Genomic DNA, 18787 nt, shown 5'->3' on the forward strand with positions numbered 1-18787 from the left:
CAGATTATTGGTCTAGCAGTTCGTCGATGCGGGGACATGCGGGAAAGGATCAGAAGGCGCCTTGCCGACAGACAACCGGGTCATGATGGCCGGGAGCGTGCCTTTTCCGGTGTTCTGCCGTTTCAAATTGCAGGGCTTCGATCACACCATCCCGGGAAAACCGTTGTAAAAGCTGCGCAACCACATCTCGCGCCGTTCGGCTTCTGCCCGCGCCGAAAAGGTCGCAGACTGCCCCCCCGGCTACCAGATGTGCTTCGGCGCCATGCCTTCTGCTCGACACCCAGGCGTTGAGTCGCAACGCCGCCGCACACCTACCCGGTCAAAGATTTTGCCATACCGGGGCTGTTATCCTTGCGGCTGCGCGCGACGTCCTCGCGGAAAGAGACATCAAGCTGCCAGTGCAAGGCGCTCTCGATGGCCCAGTGGGCGCGCATGTTGGCCAGCAGGACGTCCGGCGTCGGCATCCACGACAGCGCGAAGTATCGCGTCTCCGAGCTTGTGCCCGCAGCCGTTTCTCACGTCGCCTCGACCCGACCGAAGGCCTTGAGAGTGGAGAAATCATGATGCTCTGCCAGATCCCTAGCCCCGACCACGACTGCCGTTCGGACCTCCGTCCGACCATGACCAGCATCTTTGGTGACGGCGGTGGGATGGTCAGGTTTCAGTGTGCCGAAACAAGCTCTGGCGTCAGACAGGAGCGAGTCCTGATTGGCCTTGGGCGCCAGGCACCAGTCGCCGCCGGCGTTGATCGCCGCAACCGTGCGGCGATTGCAGTGCAGCGCGCCTTTGGCGAAGATCGGCGGCGCATAGGCTTCATAGAAATACCACCACCAGAAGAGCGCGGGCGGATAATAGACCGGCACGCCGAAGAGGACGAACCAGAGCGGGCCGAGCTGGGCCTGAAACCCAAGGCTCCAGGCGACATATTGCGTCGCGCCCCAGGTGGTGACGAGGATGATGAGGAAGACGACGGTGATCTGTCCCCAGAGGATCTTGGTCGCGGACATGGCGATGGTCCTTTCCGGTTGAGGCTAGAGGCCGAGGCCGCGCTTGCGCCCGAAATCCCAATCGACGCCGCCATCGTCGCGGGCGACGCCGGAGACATGGCGGCCGATCTGCTTCTCGAGGGAGGGCGACCAGGGCACGAGTTGGAAGCCGAGGCCGTCATCGAGCATGGCAAAGCGGCCTGACGCGAGGGCAAGGCGCTGGCGATAGGTGCCGGCAACGTATTCGCCGCTTCCGGCGCGGTTGAACGGCATTCCGGTTTCCGAGGCGAGTTGCTCCCCGACCGCCCGCAGTTCCCGATTGCGCAGGGTGGCGAGCAGCCGGCGCGCGAAGACGACGCGACCGCCCTGCCGCTCGGCAAGGTTTTCACCGATGAGATGCTCGGCCCGTTCATCCAGCGCCTGACGGACTTCCGCACCGAAACCACTGTCGGAAAGCGCGATGGGCTCGCGGGCGATGGCCTGCCGGTCGAGCCAGGTCGAGCCGGTGGCGCCGACCTGTGCCCCAAGATCGAGATCGGAGCGAACGGCGAGTGCGACCCGGCGCGTGCCCTGCGCGTCCTCATAGGATCGCAACTCGACGATCGAGCCGGGCGGGCTGTCGCCGGCAGCGTCAAGATGCGGCAGCTTGATGTGGTGAGTGCGCCCGTCGACACCATCGACCACGGCATAGGCCGAGCCCTTCAACTCGTCATCAAGGCCGCGCTCGGTCAGGGCGCGGTGCATGCGCTTGATGATGTCGCCGCGCTCGCCGAGTTCGCGCAGCACCATCTCGGCCTCGGGCTTGATGAACCATTGCAAGTGCCCGATCTGACCGGCCAGCCCAAGGATTTCCAGGGTACGGACACGGCCGACCTTCAGCGCATGAACGGCATCCGGCTGCTGGCCAGCGAGCGGAGCAAGGTCGACGATGCCGGACCTGCTGGCGTCGCGGACAAGCTGCCGGTCGAGCTGGGTCCAGCGCTCGGCCTCGACCTGCCGCGCCAGGTTGCGGTGAATCTCGATATCCGTGCGCGGACCCAGTTCCTGCGTGACGAGATCCTGCGCCCGGGCGCGCATACCCTCCTTGATGTAGTCGCGGGAGATCACGAGGTCCTGGCCGTCATCCGCGCGCCCGCGCAGGATGACATGGATATGAGGGTTGTCGGTGTTCCAGTGATCGGCACCAACCCAGTCGAGTTTCGTGCCGAGGTCCCTCTCCATCTGCTCCATCAATTCGCGCGCATGATTCTTGAGGTCGGCCATCTCCACCGCGTCCTCCGGCGAGATGATGAAGCGGAAATGATGCCGGTCGCCCTCGCAGCGTTCCGCGAAAGCACGGACGTCCATGTCATCGCCCTCGGGGCCGAACATCCCTGGGTTCTCCCCGTCGCGGGTCACGCCATCGCGGCAAAGGTAGTTCAGATGCGCGCCGAGCGGAGCCGAACGCGCCGGAAACCCCCGCAAAAACAACCGCTCAACCGAAGCGCACCGTGCGCCATTTTATCTCGCCATCTTCCGGTCGTGAGTATCCGTTCGGTCTCCGCACATCGTTGAAGTGGTGCAATATCGCAGCATATCGGGTTCCTTCGTACATTGGAGGGTCTCCGATGGTTGGCAAACGTTCCTGGGAGAAGGCGCACAGTCCGTATTGGTCGATGCATGTCGAAGCCTGGCGTCAAAGCGGGCTGAGCCGTGCGGAATACTGTCGCAGCCATGGGCTGTCGAAGCGCACGTTCGACAAGTGGATGAAGCATCCGATCAGCGAGGAGGATGCGCGCAAGCATTCGGAATATCAGGCAGAATTGCGCTGCCAGGAAAGTCTTGAGGAGCGCGGGAAGCGGCTGCGGAAACGTGCGCGACTGCGCTATGCGGTGAGCACGGATTTGCGCAGACGCAGGGTCCAGGCGTTCTGGGCGATGCATGTAGAGGCGATGAACTGGAGCGGAATGGGCGTACGGGGGTACGCCGCAGCCCTACAGCTGTCGCCGACAAGCCTGCGCATCTGGCGCGACCGGCTGGAGGACGGCGAGGTGGAGATCGACTGGCGCGCGCATCTTCATCCCTCCGTCCGGCCGGTCGTTGGCGCTAGAGCGTGTTGCAGTCAATCAGCCTCATATCCTGCCGCTCTGAAGTAGTTGTAGGACTCCTCTTCCGAGAAGAGGTTGCAGACCTGTCCGACGGCATTCCATAGCTGATCGTAGGTTCGTGCGGCTGCCTTTCGGATCAGGGATTTCAGCTTGAATAACGCCATTTCGATGGGGTTAAGGTCAGGGCTATAGGGCGGCAGAAACAGAAACCAGGCGCCAATGCCGCGCAGGACGGTCAGGGGCCGGAGCGGCTGATCCTCGCGGGGCTCGCGGTGTCCTTCCTGTTCACCGCGCTGACGAACTATCTGGTGTTCTCGGGCGACCAGAGGGCCGCGCATTCGGTGCTGTTCTGGACGATGGGCGGGCTCGGCCTTGCGCGGTGGGACAATATCGGCTTCGCGGCGCTTGGCGCGGGCGGGATCGCGGGTTTTGCGCTGTGGAACCACCGGCGGCTGGACGCTTTTCTGGCGGGCGAAACCACAGCCGAAAGCCTTGGCGTGCCGGTAGCGCGCTTCCGCATGGCGGTGTTTCTGGCCGCCGCCTTCGCCACCGCGACGCTGGTCGCGCTGGCCGGTGTCATCGGTTTCGTCGGGCTGATGATCCCGCATCTGGCGCGCCGCGTGGCGGGGCCGTTGCACCTGAGGCTCACGCTCGCCTGCGCCATCTTCGGCGCGGCGTTGCTGTTGGCCAGCGACCTCCTCGCCCGCACCCTGCTGCCGCCGCAGGAACTGCCGATCGGTATCGTCACCAGTTCCATCGGCGCCTTCTTCGTCACCGTCATGCTGATGCGGAACAGACTCGGCTGAGCGCCTCACCCCTCCTCGAACCGAAAGATCGCCAAGCTGCGTTCCTGTTCGTTGACGGCCAGCCTGCGATTGATCGGGGCATGGGCCCGGGCGGCGCAGTCGGAGCGTTCGCAGAGATAGCAGTTCAGCCCGATGTCTACGGGACGGATGCGGTCGAGGTCGATACCGTCGGCATAGACAAGGCGCGGCGCATAGGCCACGTCGCAGCCGAGCCCGATGGCGAGGCGCTGCGCGGGGGCGCCATGGCTGCCGCCCGCCCGGGTCGCGGTGCGCGCGATCGAGAAATAGCTCGCGCCTTCGGGCATGCGGATGACCTGGGTGTGTATCTCGTCCGGGCGCTCGAAGGCGGCATGGATGTTCCACAGCGGGCAGGTGCCGCCGAAGCGCGAGAAGGGGAACCGGCCGGCGCTGAAGCGTTTCGAGATATTCCCGGCCCGGTCCACGCGGACGAAGAAGAAGGGGATTCCCCGCGCCTCGGGCCGTTGCAGGGTGGACATGCGATGAGCGGTCTGCTCGAAACTGGTGCCGAAGCGGTGGCTGAGCAGTTCAATGTCGTAGCGCGTGGATTCACAGGCCGAGAGGAACCGGCCATAGGGCATCAGCAGCGCGGCGGCGAAGTAATTCGCAAGGCTGACCCGCATCAGGCTGCGCGCCGCCGGATCTTCGAGCGCGGCTTCCTCCAGCAGGCTGTCGATCAGCGGCTGTTGTTCCAACTGGCTCAGAAGCACGGCGATCTGGAAGCGCCGGCTGGACTGGCGCAGCAGTTCCGACAGCAGCAATTCGCGCCGCGCCGGGTCATGGCAGCGCAGCCGGTCGCCCATCACGGGGGCAGGCAGGATGCGCACGGCGATGCCATGCGCCGAAAGTCGGGCGGTCAGGGCGATATGGGGCTCGTTCCGGTGCAGGCCCAGTTCGTCGGCCAACGCCTCTGCGGCGCGGTCCAGCGCATCCACATGGTTGCGCCGGGCGTAGAACCACGCCCGCACCGCATCGACCGGACGTGAGGTTTCGGCCAGGGCCTCGACCTTATCGCGGTCGGTCATCGGATTGTCCTCGGCCTGGGTGCGCAACAGGGCCTGGCGGTACCGGTCATGCAGGCGCACGAAGCCCGCCGCCAGCCGCGGAGAGGCTTGCAGCACCGCCTCGATTTCCGCGCGCGAGGGCGCATCGCCGATCACCGGATCCTTCAGCGCGGCCGCGAAATCGGCGGCAAGCTGGACATCGGTCGAGGGAGCCAGTTCGCGGATGTTCAGGTCATAGACCTCGGCCAGCTTCATCAGGAAACGCGCCGAGGCCGGGCGCTGGTCGGCCTCGATCAGCGTGACATAGCTGGCCGAAACCCCCAGTTCCGCCGCCATCTGTGCCTGCGTCAGCCCCAGCGACTGACGCAGCACCCGCAGCCGCTGGCCGATGATCAGTTTCTGCGGACGTGCCGTCATCCCTGCCTCCGATGTGACAATACTTACAAACACTCACCAGTTTCATGACAAGACGCACATAAAAACCCGATGTTTCAAAGCATATAATGCACATGCGGTATGACATTACTACAGTGACAATACAGCCCGATTCATCCGGAGGACGCCATGCCACTTGACCGCGACACCACCACCGCCCAGCCGCCGCTCGTCCTGCGCGACGCGCCGGGGGTGGATCATGTCCTGACCCCCGAGGCCCTGGCCTTCGTCGCCGCGTTGCAGGCGCGCTTCGGCCTGCGCCTGCATACGCTGATGGTTGCCCGCGCCCGTCGGCAGGAACGCATCGACCGGGGCGAGATGCCTGACTACCTTCCCGAGACGAAGGAGATCCGGCAGGGCATCTGGCAAGCCGCGCCCGTCCCGAAAGCCTTGGCCGATCGCCGGGTCGAGATCACCGGCCCGGTCGACCGCAAGATGATGATCAACGCGCTGAACTCGGGCGCGCGGGTCTTCATGGCCGATTTCGAGGACGCGACTTCGCCCAGCTTCGCCAATATCATCGCGGGCCACGCCAACATGCTGGACTATCGCGACGGCACGCTGGAGCATGACGATCCGAAGACCGGCAAGTCCTATCGCATCGGCGCCGATCCGGCGCTGTTGATCGTGCGCCCGCGCGGGCTGCATCTGGTCGAGGCGAATGTGCTGATCGGCGGGCAGCCGGTCTCGGCGGCGCTGTTCGATTTCGGCCTGACCATCTTCCATTGCGGCCGCGCGCTGGCGGCATCGGGGCGCGGGCCGTTCTACTACCTGCCCAAGCTGGAAAGCCACCGCGAGGCGCGGTTCTGGAATGAGGTCTTCCTGTTCGCGCAGGACAAGGTCGGCCTCGCCCCCGGCACGATCAAGGCCACCGTCCTGATCGAAACCCTGCCCGCCGCCTTCGAGATGGACGAGATCGTCTGGGAGTTGCGCGACCATATCGCCGGGCTGAACAGCGGCCGCTGGGACTATATCTTCAGCTATATCAAGACGCTGCGAAATCATGCCGCCTATGTGCTGCCGGACCGGGCCGCGGTGGGGATGGCGGATGCCTTCCTGGCCGCCTATGCGGCGCGGGTCGTCAAGGTCTGCCACCGTCGCGGCATCCATGCGATGGGCGGCATGTCGGCGGCGATCCCGGTCCGGGACGATCCGGCGGCGAACGAAGCGGCCTTCGCCCGGATCCGCACCGACAAGGAGCGCGAAGTCGGCATGGGGTTCGACGGCTGCTGGGTCGCGCATCCTGACCTGGTGCCGGTCGCCCGCGAAATCTTCGATGCCGAGATGCCCGGCCCGAACCAGATCCGCAAGCCGCGACAGGATTGGCGCATCGTTCCGGCGATGCTGCTGAAGCCGCATCAGGGGCAGGTCACCGAGGCGGGGGTGCGGCTGAACATCGAGGTCGCGATCGAATATCTTGCGAACTGGTTGCAGGGCCGGGGCGCGGTGCCGATCCACAACATGATGGAGGACGCCGCCACCGCCGAAATCAGCCGCGCGCAATTGTGGCAATGGATCCGCCACGGCGCCGAAGTCGAAACCGCCGAAGGTCCGCGCCGCCTGACTGCCGACTGGGTGGGCGCGCTGGTGCAGGAGGAGATCGGTACGATCCTTGGGGCGCCTGGGGCCGGGCGGCTTCCACCGCGGCCATTACGCCTCCGCCGCGCGGCTGGTGCTGGAGGCGGCGACGGCCGAAACCCTGCCCGATTTCATCACCGTGCCGGCCTATGACGTCCTGAACGCGCTGGACTGAGGCAGGGATGGACCCGATCCGCATCTTTTCCCCCTTTGGCGGGCCATCGCTCTGCAACCCGCCCACGTTCATTCCCAAACCGACCATGCCGAAAGGAAGACCCATGACCAACCGCAAGAATTTTTCGGAAATCCGCGCCGAGCTTTTGTCGCGCTACCCCTCGGGGGCTACGCCGGGCGGGGTGACGGTTGACGATATCGTTCAACTGAAGCTGCAAAACACCTACGACACCCATCTGGACATCGCCCGCGACATGGCGACGGTCATGCGCGCCGACATGGCCGCCTATGATGCCGATCCGTCGAAATTCACCCAGTCGCTCGGCTGCTGGTCGGGCTTCCATGCGCAGCAGATGATCAAGTCGGTCAAGCGCCTGCGCGGCACGGCCCGGGGCACCTATGTCTATCTGTCCGGCTGGATGGTGGCGGGTCTGCGCAACCGCTGGGGCCATCTGCCGGACCAGTCGATGCATGAAAAGACCGCCGTGGCCGAATTGATCAACGAGATCTATGTCTCGCTGCGGCAGGCCGACGAGGTGGCACTGAACGACCTGTTCCGCGAGCTGAAGGCCGCCGGGACCGAGGCCGAGCGCGCCGCCGTCATCGAGAAGATCGACACGTTCGAGACCCATGTCGTGCCGATCATCGCCGATATCGACGCGGGCTTCGGCAACGAACATGCCACCTATCTTCTGGCGAAGGAACTGATCAAGGCCGGCGCCTGCTGCCTTCAGATCGAGAACCAGGTCTCGGACGCCAAGCAATGCGGCCACCAGGACGGCAAGGTCACCGTCCCGCGCGAGGATTTCATCGAGAAGCTGCGCGCCTGCCGCCTGGCCTTCGAGGAGCTGGGCGTGGATCAGGGCGTGATCGTCGCGCGCACGGACAGCCTTGGCGCGGGCCTGACGCAAAAGGTGCCGGTCAGCCAGCGGCCGGGCGACCTGGCATCGCAATACATCAAATGGCTAAAGACCGAGCCGATCACCGACGCGAACCCAATGAAGGACGGCGAACTGGCGCTTTATCGTGACGGGCAGTTCGTGCGGCCCGTGCGCCTGCCGAACGGGTTGTTCCCCTTCCAGGAGGGCACCGGCCGCGCCCGAGTGGTCGAGGATTGCATCGCCAATCTGACCGAGGGCGGCGCCGACCTGCTGTGGATCGAGACCGACACCCCGAACGTGGACGAGATCGCGGGCATGGTTGCCGAAATCCGCAAGGCGGTGCCGAATGCCAAGCTGACCTACAATAACTCGCCCAGCTTTAACTGGACGCTGAACCTGCGCAAGCAGGTCCGCGCGCAATGGCTGGCCGAGGGCCGGATCGGCGCCGCCGACTACCCCGACGGCAACGAGTTGATGAAGGCCGATTATGACGCCACCGATCTGGGCCGCGAGGCGGACGAGCGCCTGCAACGCTTCCAGACCGACATCTCGGCCCGCGCGGGCGTGTTCCACAACCTGATCACGCTGCCGACCTTCCACCTGACCGCCAAGTCGGTGGACGAACTGTCGCACGGCTATTTTGGCGACCAGAAGATGCTGGCCTATGTGAAGACCGTGCAGCGCGAGGAAATCCGTCGCGGCATCAGCGCGGTCAGGCATCAGCACGAGGTGGGTTCCGATCTGGGCGACACATTTAAGGAAATGGTCGCGGGCGACCGCGCACTGAAGGCGGGCGGCCATGCCAACACCATGAACCAGTTCGCCGCCGAATAAGCCGGTCCGACCGGCTCCCTGCTGGCGTTGGTGCTATCGGTCGGATAGTGCCGTCCTGAAGGGGGCGGCGCTTTTCGTTTGCCGTAAAAGGTTGCGTGCCGCGTTAATGGCCCGGCGCGTCGTCGTCGGTGCTGGCCGGTTCACGGTCGAAAGCCGCGCGCAAGGGGCCACGCATCGCCCTAGGCCGACAGCAGGTTTTAGCAGACGTCGAAGATGGCCGGGTCGAACTCGCGGTTATGAGCGCGGCGGTGTTGATGATGTGACCGCCCCCTGACGGCATCAGCCCCGTGAGCCTGGAACACATTCTTCGCCAGATCGAGCCCGACAGTGATAATCTGCGATAAGACCGCTCTCTGGATCATCGCAGGCCCACCTTGGCACACAGATGCCGTCGGGGGGCGGTCACATCATCAAGGCCCATCGCGGCAAACCGCTATGGGCGGCGCTATCGCTATCCGGCTTTTTCAGTATGCGATCTCATCAGGATTCGAAGCGGAAGGCCATCGGCCGTATAGCGTGGAAGCTGCCGTCCTAGATCAAGGCGATCAAGCGCGCCGAGATGTCCCGATCTCCGCTCTTTCGCCCATATTCACAAGACTCTACCGGCAGGATGCGCGACAAGGCTGCCAAACCGGCCTGCATGGTATAGAAGCGGCGTATAGAAGCGGCGCGGCCTCCGGATCGTGATCCAGATGCCGGACATGGCCCAAGAAGAGAACGTCGTCTCCCGCCTCGACCTGCTGCACGACATCGGCCACCAGGACGGCAGCGGCATCGCGCACGACCGGCAGGCCTGCTGGTCCAGGAACAGGTCGCTCAATGTCTCGTCCGGTCTTCCTGCGAAATGCAGGGCATGCGGGTGCATCTTCTGCGACAGGCTATTCGCCGCATAGTAGCCGGATTTCCGAAGTTTTTCCAGCATCCTTGACCGGCGATCCAGAGAGACGGAGATCAGCGGCGGGTCGAGCGAGACCGACATGAATGCACTGGCCGTCATGCCGTGAGCCCCCTCGGGCGTGCGGGTGGTGATGACCGTGGCGCCGGTCGCGAAACTGTCGCAGCAATCGCGCAGGGCGCGCGTGTTGATGGTCTCCGGGGCGGTTGTGTCGGGCATGAGGGTTTTTCCTTCAGAAGGTGAAAATGGGTGCGGTTTCTCGATAACCTGTGCCGTATCGAGACGCCTAGTCCCTGCGATTGGGGCGAGCGCACCCGGAAAATATGCGCGGGCCCGCCCCGCGGCGCCTCGTTTGACCGGCACGCAAGACGCGAGGTAAGGCTTGCAGAGACTCCGGGCGGCAAACAGGCCATCTTTATGCGCGACTTACTCCGCCGCCAGGGAGGCCGAGAGTTCCTGCCGGATGATTTTCGCACCTGCGCTGAGGGCCTTGAGTTTTCCGCGTGCAACATCGCGCGAGAGCGGCGCCATGCCGCAATTGGTGCAGGGATACAGCTTGTCGGCATCCACGAATTGCAGCGCCTTGCGCAGGGTATCGGCCACCTCCTTCGGAGTTTCGATCGTATTGGTCGCCACGTCAATGGCCCCGACCATCACCTTCTTGCCGCGCAGAAGGTCGATCAGCTCCATCGGAACATGCGAGTTCTGGCATTCCAGCGAAACCAGACCGATATTGGACGCCTGTAGCTTTGGGAAAACCTGCTCATACTGGCGCCATTCCGACCCCAGGGTCTTCTTCCAGTCGGTATTGGCCTTGATACCATAGCCATAGCATATATGAACCGCCGTCTCGCATGTCAGGCCGTCGATCGCCCTTTCCAGCGCGGCAATGCCCCAATCGTTCACCTCATCAAAGAATACGTTGAAAGCCGGTTCGTCGAACTGAATGATATCGACGCCCACAGCCTGCAATTCGCGCGCTTCCTGATTGAGGATCGTGGCGAATTCCCAGGCGAGCTTCTCGCGGCTGCGATAATGGGCATCATAGAGAGTGTCGATCATCGTCATTGGCCCCGGCAGAGCCCATTTGATTGGCCGCGTCGTCTGTGCGCGCAGGAACTTGGCATCCTCGACGAAAACCGGCCTCTCGCGGGATACGGCGCCGACAACCGAGGGCACGCTGGCATCATAGCGATTTCGGATTCTCACGGTCTCGCGTTTCTCGAAATCGACGCCGTTCAGATGCTCGATGAAGGTCGTGACAAAATGCTGGCGGGTTTGTTCCCCGTCACTGACAATATCAATCCCCGCATGCTCTTGTTCTGCCAGCGTTACGCGAAGCGCATCCTGCTTGGCCTCGATCAACGCAGCTCCTTCGAGTTTCCAAGGTGACCAGAGTTTTTCGGGCTCAGCAAGCCACGAGGGTTTGGGAAGACTGCCAGCGGTCGAGGTGGGGAGTAATTTTGTCATGGGGGTAGAACCTTGTCTGTATGTTCAGGCTGCGTATTGCGTGGACCATGCGTCCAGAATGGTGCGATAGGGATTGATGAAATGGTCCTCGGCAAATTTTCCTTGCTGGACCGCCAGCCGACTGCGCTCTTCCCGATCATAGACGATCCGGGTCGTGGAAAAATCCTGGTGTTCCAGGCTGGGACGATAGCATTCGCCCGCCGCTGAATTGGCATTGTAAATTTCGGGCCGGTAGATTTTCTGGAACGTCTCCATCGTGGCGATCGTGCCGATCAGTTCGAGGCTGGTGTGGTCGTTGACCAGATCACCAAAGAAATAAAAGGCCAGTGGCGCCGCACTGTTCCGTGGCATGAAATAGCGGGCCTGCATGCCCATCTTCCTGAAATATTGTTCGGTCAGGGATGGCGCGTTCGGAAAATACTCCGCGCCCAGAATGGGGTGATGGTTTGCCGTCCGCCGATAAACCTTGTCATGCGAGATGCTCAGGCAGATTACCGGTAGCTTTCGGAAATGCGCCTTGTAGGTTTCAGAGCGCACAAAACTCTGGAACAGTTTGCCATGCAGATCGCCGAAATCGTCCGGAATGCTGAAACCGGCGCGATCCTTACGATGCGCGGGAAGCCGGACGCTGAAGTCGTAATCCCGCACATAGGAAGAAAAGTTGTTCCCCACGATCCCTTCGATACGCGCGCCGGTCTTTCGGTCAAGAATTGTCGTCTTCAGAATCTCGATTACCGGAAATGTATTCCCGGTGCCGTCGATATCCAGATCGACGGAAACGATGCCCAGTTCGACACCGTAGCGATCGCCTTCGGGATTGTCCCATTGCGCGAGAGCATTGAAACGGTTGTCGATCATCCGCAGCGCATTGCGCAGATTCTGCTGACGGCTCTCCCCCCGCGCCAGGTTTGCGAAATTGGTGGTCAGACGCGTTCCATTGGCGGGGGTGTAATTCTCGCCGAAACGAAGGGTCTTGATTATGAAAGTGAAATCTCTGGTCATCGCAGTCTGCCCTCCTGGCTTCCGAGGTGATTTTCGTTCGGGTGGCGCGCCAATACGGGGCGTCGGTGCGGACTATATGCCCGAACACAAACATGATAAAAAATGATATTATTTCAGTAAAATATGATAAAATGTCATGTTCGAGCGCTGAGGGCCCAGCACAACCAATTCAAATCCTGACGTTTTTCGCAAGATTGATGAATCCGCTCAGGTAGGGGGCAGGTTCGCCCGCGCGATGCCCCAGATGGATGGATTTCGTGATCCCTTCGCCAAGCCGCAAACCCTTCACTCCACGGGCCCCAAACAAAAGCCAATCGGGCGTTGCACTGACCGCGCGCCCCGAGGCCACCAGCCGCAACATCAGATCGGTTGTTTCCACCGTGCGATGCCGGCGCGGCAGGGCATGGGCCGGGACAAGAAAGCGCGTATAAATATCCAGCCTCTCGCGGGAAATGGGATAGGTGATCAGCGTCTCGCCCGCCAGATCCTCGGGCTCGGCCCGGTGCTTTTGCGCCAAGGGATGGGTTTCGGCCACGGCCAGAACCAATTCGTAATCGAAAACGGGTGTATATTGGAGCCCGGGGCGCTCTATCGGATCCGGGGTAACAAGAATATCTATTTCATGACTCAAAAGCGCGGCCAGCCCGCCGAACTGAAATGCCGTGGTCACATCCAGTTCGACATCGGGCCATTCCGCCAGAAACGGATCCACCACCCGCATCAGCCAATCCTGGCAAGGGTGGCATTCCATTCCCACCCGGATCGCGCCGCCCGCGCGCATAATCCTCAAGCACCATCGCGCCATATTCCAGTTGCGGCAGCACCCGCATCGCCAGCCCCAGCAGGTATTCTCCGGTCAGTGTCAGGCGCAGCTTGTGGCCTTCACGCTCCCACAGCTTGACGCCATGACGCTCCTCGAACCGCCGGATCGCATGGCTGACCGCTGATTGCGTCAGGTTCAGCTTGTCGGCGGCCTGGGTCAGGCTGCTCGTCCGGTCAATCTCGCGCAGAATGGCCAGAGGTTGGATATCAATCATGGGGTATGACTCCTTGTCACATAGTCTTGGTTTAGGTCCGGAATGGCGTCATGTTCAATCCCGATCGTCGCGAGGTCCCGATCGGCTATCCGGCTGCGTGCACGCTGGCGGAATATGGTGCGAATTTGGTTTCTGCTGGGTTGACGGCGAGGGGGCGGGCGAGCATGGGGAAGGCACGCTGACGCGGGCGGCGCGGCTGGCGGCGGAGGAAAACGGCTGACGATCCTTCAGCGCGGCGCGTCCCTGTGGCTTTCCTTCGTGGCCCTGTCGCTCGTCCTCAACGTGATCCGGGCCTGAACGACACGGCAGGCACGCTCTACCGTGTGAAGCACCGAGCAGGGCGCCTGTCGTCGTCCAGTCGCCATCAATAGACATCCCTGACATAGCGCTTCTGACGCGCCATCTCGCGCAGATGGGTGGTGGCCTCCTCCTCTGCCATCCCGCCATGCTCGTGGAGGATCCGGCCCAGCGTATGATCTACATCGCGCGCCATCCGCCGGGCATCGCCGCAAATGCGGATATGCGCGCCATCCGCGATCCAGCGCCAGAGTTCGGCACCGTTTTCCCACATCCGATCCTGGACGTAGACCTTCCGCGCCCCGTCGCGCGAGAAGGCCGTGTCGAGCCGGGTGAGGAGGCCATCCCGCTGCCAACACTCGATTTCCTCGCGGTAGTAGAAATCCTGCGCCGCGCTGCGTTCGCCGAAGAAGAGCCAGTTGCGGCCCCGCGCGCCGGTCGCCTGCCGGTCCTGGAGGAAGGCGCGGAAGGGCGCAATACCCGTCCCGGGGCCGATCATGACAAGCGGCAGGTCCGGGTTTCCGGGCGGGCGGAAATCGGCGGATTTCTGAATAAAGACAGGGAATTCCGCGCCCTCCGCCCTGTCGGCCAGAAAGGTGGAGGCGACGCCCTTGCGCGCCGGCCCGTGGAGCGCGTGACGGATGACCGAGACGGTGAGATCGACCCGTCCGCCGGCCAGAAGGGGGCTTGATGAAATGGAATAGAGCCGGGGCTGGAGCCGACCGAGATGGGCGATGAAATCCTGCGCCATCACTGCCGCCGGGGCGAGGCGCAGGATGTCGGCGATCTGCCGGCCGTGGAGCCAGCTTTCCAGCGCCTCGCCGGGGCAGGCCAGCCGGGCGGCAAGCTCCTCGCTGCCCGACCGCTCCACCCACCAGGCCAGGAAGGCGGGCGAGGGGCGGGCGATCTCATGGCGCGCGGAAAGCGCCTCGGCCAGCGGCCCGCCTTCCACCTCCGCGCGGGGGTCGAAGCCAAGAAGCGCGATGATCTCATCCACCAGCGCCGGACAGTTCCGGGGCCAGAGGCCGAGCGCATCGCCGGCCTCATAGGGGATCGCGTCCGCGCAGCCCTCGATGGAGAAGCGGCGCGTTTCCTTGCCGCTGCCGGGGCCGCTCAGCAACAGGTTGCCGACCAGCCGGGCCGGAAGCGGGTTCCGGCGGCTGCCCTTCGCCTGCGGCATGGGGGCGGGCACCGGGGCGGACATGGAGGCGAATACTGTGGAGGGCACGGGGGCTGCGGGGGCCGAAGCCGTTGGGGTGAGGGCCGCCGCCACGCCCTCGCACCAGGCGGCGAGGCTTTCCTCCGCATCGGGGTCGCAGTCCACACGCGGGGCGAGTGGCCGGGCGCCGAGTTCGGCCAGCCGCGCGTCGATCCGGCGGCCGAAGCCGCAGAAGCTGTCATAGCTCGGATCGCCGAAGGCCGCGACGGCATAGGAAAGGCCGTCGAGCCGGGTCATCTCCGGGGCGAGGATCGCCGCGCCGAAGGCGGTGCCGTTGTCCGGCGCCTCGCCATCGCCGAAGGTGCTGGCGAAGATCAGCACCTGCTTCTCCGCCGCAAGGTCGCCGGCCCGGAAACCGTCCATGGGCAGAAGCCTCACCGCCTGCCCCCGCGCCTTCAGCCGTTCGGCGCATTCGGCCGCGCGAGCCTCGGCATTGCCGGTCTGAGAGGCCCAGAGGATCAGGACGGACGGCCCCGCAGGGGCGGCAACGGGCGCGGGTTGCGCACGCGAGAAGAGGCCCGCCAGAAGCCCGTCCAGCAGCAGGCGCCGCTCCGGCGCGATCGGCGCCCCGGGGGGCAGCACGGGCACGGGCTGCGCGCTCTCCCCCCGCATCAGGGCGGGATCGGCCTGCAATCCGGCGACGAAGCCCTGAAGATAGCTCCGCTCCCCGGCTTCGAGGACCAGGGCCGGCGCGGGCTCCAGCCCGAGGGTTTCGGCAAGGTTGCGGATGGCGGACATGGGCGGGCTCCGGCTGTCGTCCGCGCGGGCATCCTGCATCCCGGAGGCGGGCGCGAGGGAAACGGCGCAGAACTTGAATTCGGGCTGGAGCGAGACCGGATCGACGGCATCCGAGGTCGCGGCATTGACCGCGAGCCCCTCGCCGAAGAGGTCGTTCCAGTGGAAGGGGGCGAAGCAGGTGCCGGGCTGCATCCGGTCGCTGATCCGGGCCGGCAGCCGCACCTCGCCCCGGCGCGAGCGCAGGAGGACCGGCGCGCCCTCCCGGATGCCGAGTTCCGCCGCATCCTCGGCGTTGATCTCCACGAAGGGTCCGGGGTTCAGCCTGTTCAGCGTGGCGATGCGGCCGGTCTTGGTCATCGTGTGCCACTGGTGCTGGACGCGGCCGGTGGTCAGGATCAGCGGAAACTCCGGGTCCGGCATCTCCGCCGGATCGGCATGGGGCCGGGGGTGGAAGACGGCGCGGCCGCTTTCGGTGGCGAAGCGCGGGCCATCGGCGGTCAGGTAGCGGATCGGGTTCCGGGGATCGCCGCCGGGGGCCAGCGGCCATTGCAGCGGCCGTTCCCGCAGGGCCGCGTGCGAGGCGCCGGAAATGTCGTAGCCCGTGGCGGGATTGCCGAAGCGCGAAAGCTCCGCGAAGACCTCCGCCGCGCTGGCATGGCCGAAGCCCTCGAAGCCCATGGCGCGGGCGACGCGGGCGATGATCTCCCAGTCCGCCAGCGCCTCGCCCGGCGGATCGACGGCCCGGGCCGTCAGCGTCATGTTGCGCTCCGAATTGATCATCACGCCCTCCGCCTCCGCCCAGAGGGCGCCGGGCAGCAGGATGTCGGCGTGAAGGCTGGTCTCCGTCTCCAGATAGGCATCCTGCACGATGACCAGTTCCGCCGCCTTCAGCCCGGCCAGCACGCGGTCACGGTTGGCGACGCTGGCCGCCGGATTGGTGCAGATGATCCAGCAGGCGCGGATTTCTCCCAGCGACATGGCCTCGAACATGGCGATGGTGCCGGGGCCGGCCTCGGCGCGGATCGTGCCGGAGGGGAGGCCCCAGATGCCTTCGGCAAAGGCCCGGTCGGCGGGGGAAAGCGCGCTGCGCTGGCCCGGCAGGCCCGGACCCATATAGCCCATTTCCCGCCCGCCCATGGCATTGGGCTGGCCGGTCAGGGAGAACGGGCCGCTGCCGGGTCGGCAGATCGCCCCCGTCGCCAGATGCAGGTTGCAGAGCGCGTTGGTGTTCCAGGTGCCATGGGTGGACTGGTTCAGCCCCATGGTCCACAGGCTCATCCATTTCCCGGCCTCGCCGATCATGCGGGCGGCGGCCTCGATGTCGGCCTGCGGAAGGCCGGTGATCGCCGCCACCTTCTCCGGCCCGTAATCGGCGAGGAAGGCGGGCATCGCCTCCCAGCCCTCGGTATGGGCGGCGATGAAACCCGCGTCCACATGCCCGTCGCGGTGCAGAAGATGCAGAAGCCCGTTCAGCAGGGCGAGATCCGTGCCGGGGCGGATCTGGAGGAAGAGATGCGCCTTCTCCGCCGTCGCGCTGCGCCGCGGATCCACGACGATCAGCTTCGCCCCCGCCTTCACCCGGTCCATCATCCGAAGGAAGAGGATCGGGTGGCAATCGGCCATGTTGGCCCCGATGACGAAGAAGAGATCCGTCGCCTCGAAATCCTGATACGACCCGGGCGGCGCGTCCGCGCCCAGCGAGAGCTTGTAGCCCGATCCCGCGCTCGCCATGCACAGGCGGGAATTGGATTCGATATGCCGGGTGCGGAGGTAACCCTTGGCCAGCTTGTTGGCGAGATACTGCGCCTCGATCGACATCTGGCCGGAGACATAGAGCGCGACGGCATCCGGCCCGTGGGTGTCGAGGATCCGGCGGAACTGCCCCGCCGTCTCCACGATGGCCATGTCGAGCGGTAGCGCACGGCGGCTGCCGTCCTCCCGGTTCCGCCGCCATGCGCCGGCCATCCGCCCCGGCGCATCGATGGCCTGATGCGCGGTCATGCCCTTGGTGCAGAGCCGCCCGAAATTCGCCGGATGCGCCTTGTCGCCGGAAAGCCGGACCACCTTGCCGTCCCGGACATCCATCACGATGCCGCAGCCGACCCCGCAATAGGGGCAGACGCTGCGAACCCGCGTCACTTCCCCGCCGCCGGACCGCTCAGCGGCCACCCCATCCGCCTGCTTGATCGCGCTGCCATCCATGCGAAGGCCCTCAGGCGATCCGCGCGAAGAGCGGTGCCGGGCGGTACGCCGCCGCCCGTCCCGCGGCCTGCTTGGGGCGGCGGATGAAGATGATGGCGGGGCCGCGCAACCCCGCCTGCGCCACATCCCCAGCCAGCCGCGCCAGCGTGGTGGAGAGCTGCCGTTCCCGCCCGGTGCTGGCCTCGGTGACGATCTCGATGCCCGTGGCCTCGGGCAGGCCGGCGGCGCGTAGGCTCGCGGCCACCTTCGCCAGCCGGCCCATGGCCATGTAGAGGGCGAGTGTGGTCCCCGGGCGCAGGAGCGCCCCCCAGTCGGGCGGATCGTCGCCCGGGCGGCAGGTGCCGGTGGCGATGACGAGGTGATCGGTCTCGCCCCACTCGGTCAACAGGCGGCGAAGGCTCGCGACGGCGGCGGTGACGCCGGGCACGATCTCCGCCGGGATGCCAGCGGCGCGGGCGGCGGCCAGTTCCTCGGCCGCGCGACCGAAGATGCCGGGATCGCCGGATTTCAGCCGCACCACCCGCAGGCCGCGCAGCCCCGCATCGACGATGACGCGGTTGATCCACTCCTGCGGCCAGGAATGGGCGCCGACCTCCTTGCCGACGAAGACCCGCTCGGCATCGCGGCGGGCAAGCTCCAGCACCGCCCGGTCAACCTGCCGGTCATGGAAGATCACATCGGCCTCCTGCATCCTTTGCAGCGCGCGCAGCGTCAGCAGGTCGGCCGCCCCGGGGCCGGCCCCCACCAGCGCGATGGAGCCCTGCGCCTCGCCCTCCCCGCCGCCGGAGCGGATCGCGGCGGCAAGGAGCCCGGCCTCGTCGCCGGCGGCATGGGCGGCGCGCGGCGCGCCGGAAAAGGCCCAGGACCAGAAGCCCCGCCGCCGTTCCTTCGGCAGGTTCCGCTCCACCTCCCCGCGCAGCCGACCGGCCAGCGCGGCCAGCCGGCCGAGGCCGGCCAGTTCCGGAACGAGCTCTCCGGCCAAGATCAGGATCGCGGCCTCCGTCCGCGCGATGAGGCGGATCTTGCGCGCCGCCTCCTCGCTGCCGCCGACGATGACGACATGGCGGCCCTCCATCCGCAGGAACATCGGAAATGTCTTCATCTGGCTCTCCCGACAGGGGTGG

General features: G+C 65.2%; 13 protein-coding genes and 4 pseudogenes. 4 read left to right on the forward strand and 13 right to left on the reverse strand.

Features of this window, described 5'->3' with window-relative positions; all coding sequences use genetic code 11:
* Positions 1-311: 311 nt before the first annotated feature.
* The 3 genes and pseudogenes from QM789_RS21605 to QM789_RS21615 all read right to left on the reverse strand — a co-directional run.
* Entirely contained in the window at positions 312-464 is a 153-nt protein-coding gene (locus QM789_RS21605) for a hypothetical protein (RefSeq protein WP_420353874.1), read from the reverse strand.
* A 312-nt stretch (positions 465-776) separates the two neighbouring features.
* A pseudogene (locus tag QM789_RS21610) lies at positions 777-1007 on the reverse strand (conjugal transfer protein TraG); the annotation flags it as partial.
* A 24-nt stretch (positions 1008-1031) separates the two neighbouring features.
* Positions 1032-2435 (reverse strand): annotated as a pseudogene (locus tag QM789_RS21615) (relaxase/mobilization nuclease domain-containing protein); the annotation flags it as partial.
* A gap of 158 nt (positions 2436-2593) precedes the next feature.
* Here QM789_RS21615 and tnpA point away from each other — a divergent pair.
* A complete protein-coding gene (gene tnpA, locus QM789_RS21620) occupies positions 2594-3121 on the forward strand; it encodes an IS66 family insertion sequence element accessory protein TnpA (protein ID WP_420353875.1) in 528 nt (175 codons plus the stop codon).
* Here tnpA and QM789_RS21625 read toward each other — a convergent pair.
* Positions 3088-3285, reverse strand: a pseudogene (locus QM789_RS21625) (transposase); the annotation flags it as partial. The gene tnpA and the pseudogene QM789_RS21625 sit on opposite strands and share 34 nt — an antisense overlap.
* On the opposite strand from QM789_RS21625, the gene QM789_RS21630 reads away from it, so the two are divergent.
* Positions 3262-3879 (forward strand): FecCD family ABC transporter permease, encoded by a 618-nt coding sequence (locus tag QM789_RS21630; protein WP_420353976.1) that lies wholly within the window; start codon positions 3262-3264, stop codon positions 3877-3879. The pseudogene QM789_RS21625 and the gene QM789_RS21630 overlap by 24 nt on opposite strands.
* 5 nt (positions 3880-3884) lie before the next feature.
* Here the strand turns inward: QM789_RS21630 and QM789_RS21635 are convergent, their stop codons facing one another.
* Positions 3885-5318, reverse strand: a complete 1434-nt coding sequence (locus tag QM789_RS21635; RefSeq protein WP_420353876.1) for a helix-turn-helix domain-containing protein — start codon at positions 5316-5318, stop codon at positions 3885-3887.
* A 147-nt stretch (positions 5319-5465) separates the two neighbouring features.
* Between QM789_RS21635 and aceB the strand changes: the two genes are divergently transcribed.
* Both aceB and QM789_RS21645 read left to right on the forward strand, forming a co-directional pair.
* Positions 5466-7067: a malate synthase A gene (gene aceB, locus QM789_RS21640; protein ID WP_420353877.1), complete on the forward strand. Its 1602-nt coding sequence runs from the start codon at positions 5466-5468 to the stop codon at positions 7065-7067.
* Positions 7068-7192: 125 nt separating this feature from the next.
* Entirely contained in the window at positions 7193-8803 is a 1611-nt protein-coding gene (locus QM789_RS21645) for an isocitrate lyase (RefSeq protein ID WP_420353878.1), read from the forward strand.
* A gap of 599 nt (positions 8804-9402) precedes the next feature.
* Here QM789_RS21645 and QM789_RS21650 read toward each other — a convergent pair.
* The 8 genes and pseudogenes from QM789_RS21650 to cobA form a co-directional block, all read right to left on the reverse strand.
* Complete coding sequence (locus QM789_RS21650; protein WP_420353977.1) at positions 9403-9585, reverse strand: hypothetical protein; 183 nt, start codon at positions 9583-9585, stop codon at positions 9403-9405.
* 20 nt (positions 9586-9605) lie between these two features.
* Positions 9606-9917, reverse strand: a pseudogene (locus tag QM789_RS21655) (flavin reductase family protein); the annotation flags it as partial.
* A 207-nt stretch (positions 9918-10124) separates the two neighbouring features.
* On the reverse strand, positions 10125-11168 hold the full coding sequence (locus QM789_RS21660; RefSeq protein WP_420353879.1) for a methionine synthase: 1044 nt from the start codon (positions 11166-11168) through the stop codon (positions 10125-10127).
* Between the two features lie 24 nt (positions 11169-11192).
* Positions 11193-12170, reverse strand: a complete 978-nt coding sequence (locus QM789_RS21665; RefSeq protein ID WP_420353880.1) for a DUF1852 domain-containing protein — start codon at positions 12168-12170, stop codon at positions 11193-11195.
* A gap of 169 nt (positions 12171-12339) precedes the next feature.
* A complete protein-coding gene (locus tag QM789_RS21670; protein WP_420353881.1) occupies positions 12340-12891 on the reverse strand; it encodes a LysR substrate-binding domain-containing protein in 552 nt (183 codons plus the stop codon).
* On the reverse strand, positions 12791-13207 hold the full coding sequence (locus tag QM789_RS21675; protein WP_420353882.1) for a LysR family transcriptional regulator: 417 nt from the start codon (positions 13205-13207) through the stop codon (positions 12791-12793). Before QM789_RS21675 ends, QM789_RS21670 begins: the two co-directional genes overlap by 101 nt.
* A 364-nt stretch (positions 13208-13571) precedes the next feature.
* Complete coding sequence (locus QM789_RS21680; RefSeq protein WP_420353883.1) at positions 13572-17663, reverse strand: molybdopterin-dependent oxidoreductase; 4092 nt, start codon at positions 17661-17663, stop codon at positions 13572-13574.
* Positions 17664-17673: 10 nt separating this feature from the next.
* A complete protein-coding gene (gene cobA, locus QM789_RS21685) occupies positions 17674-18765 on the reverse strand; it encodes a uroporphyrinogen-III C-methyltransferase (protein ID WP_420353884.1) in 1092 nt (363 codons plus the stop codon).
* Positions 18766-18787: the final 22 nt, after the last annotated feature.

This window comes from Paenirhodobacter sp., assembly GCF_047600745.1.
Taxonomy (GTDB): Bacteria; Pseudomonadota; Alphaproteobacteria; order Rhodobacterales; family Rhodobacteraceae; genus Rhodobacter.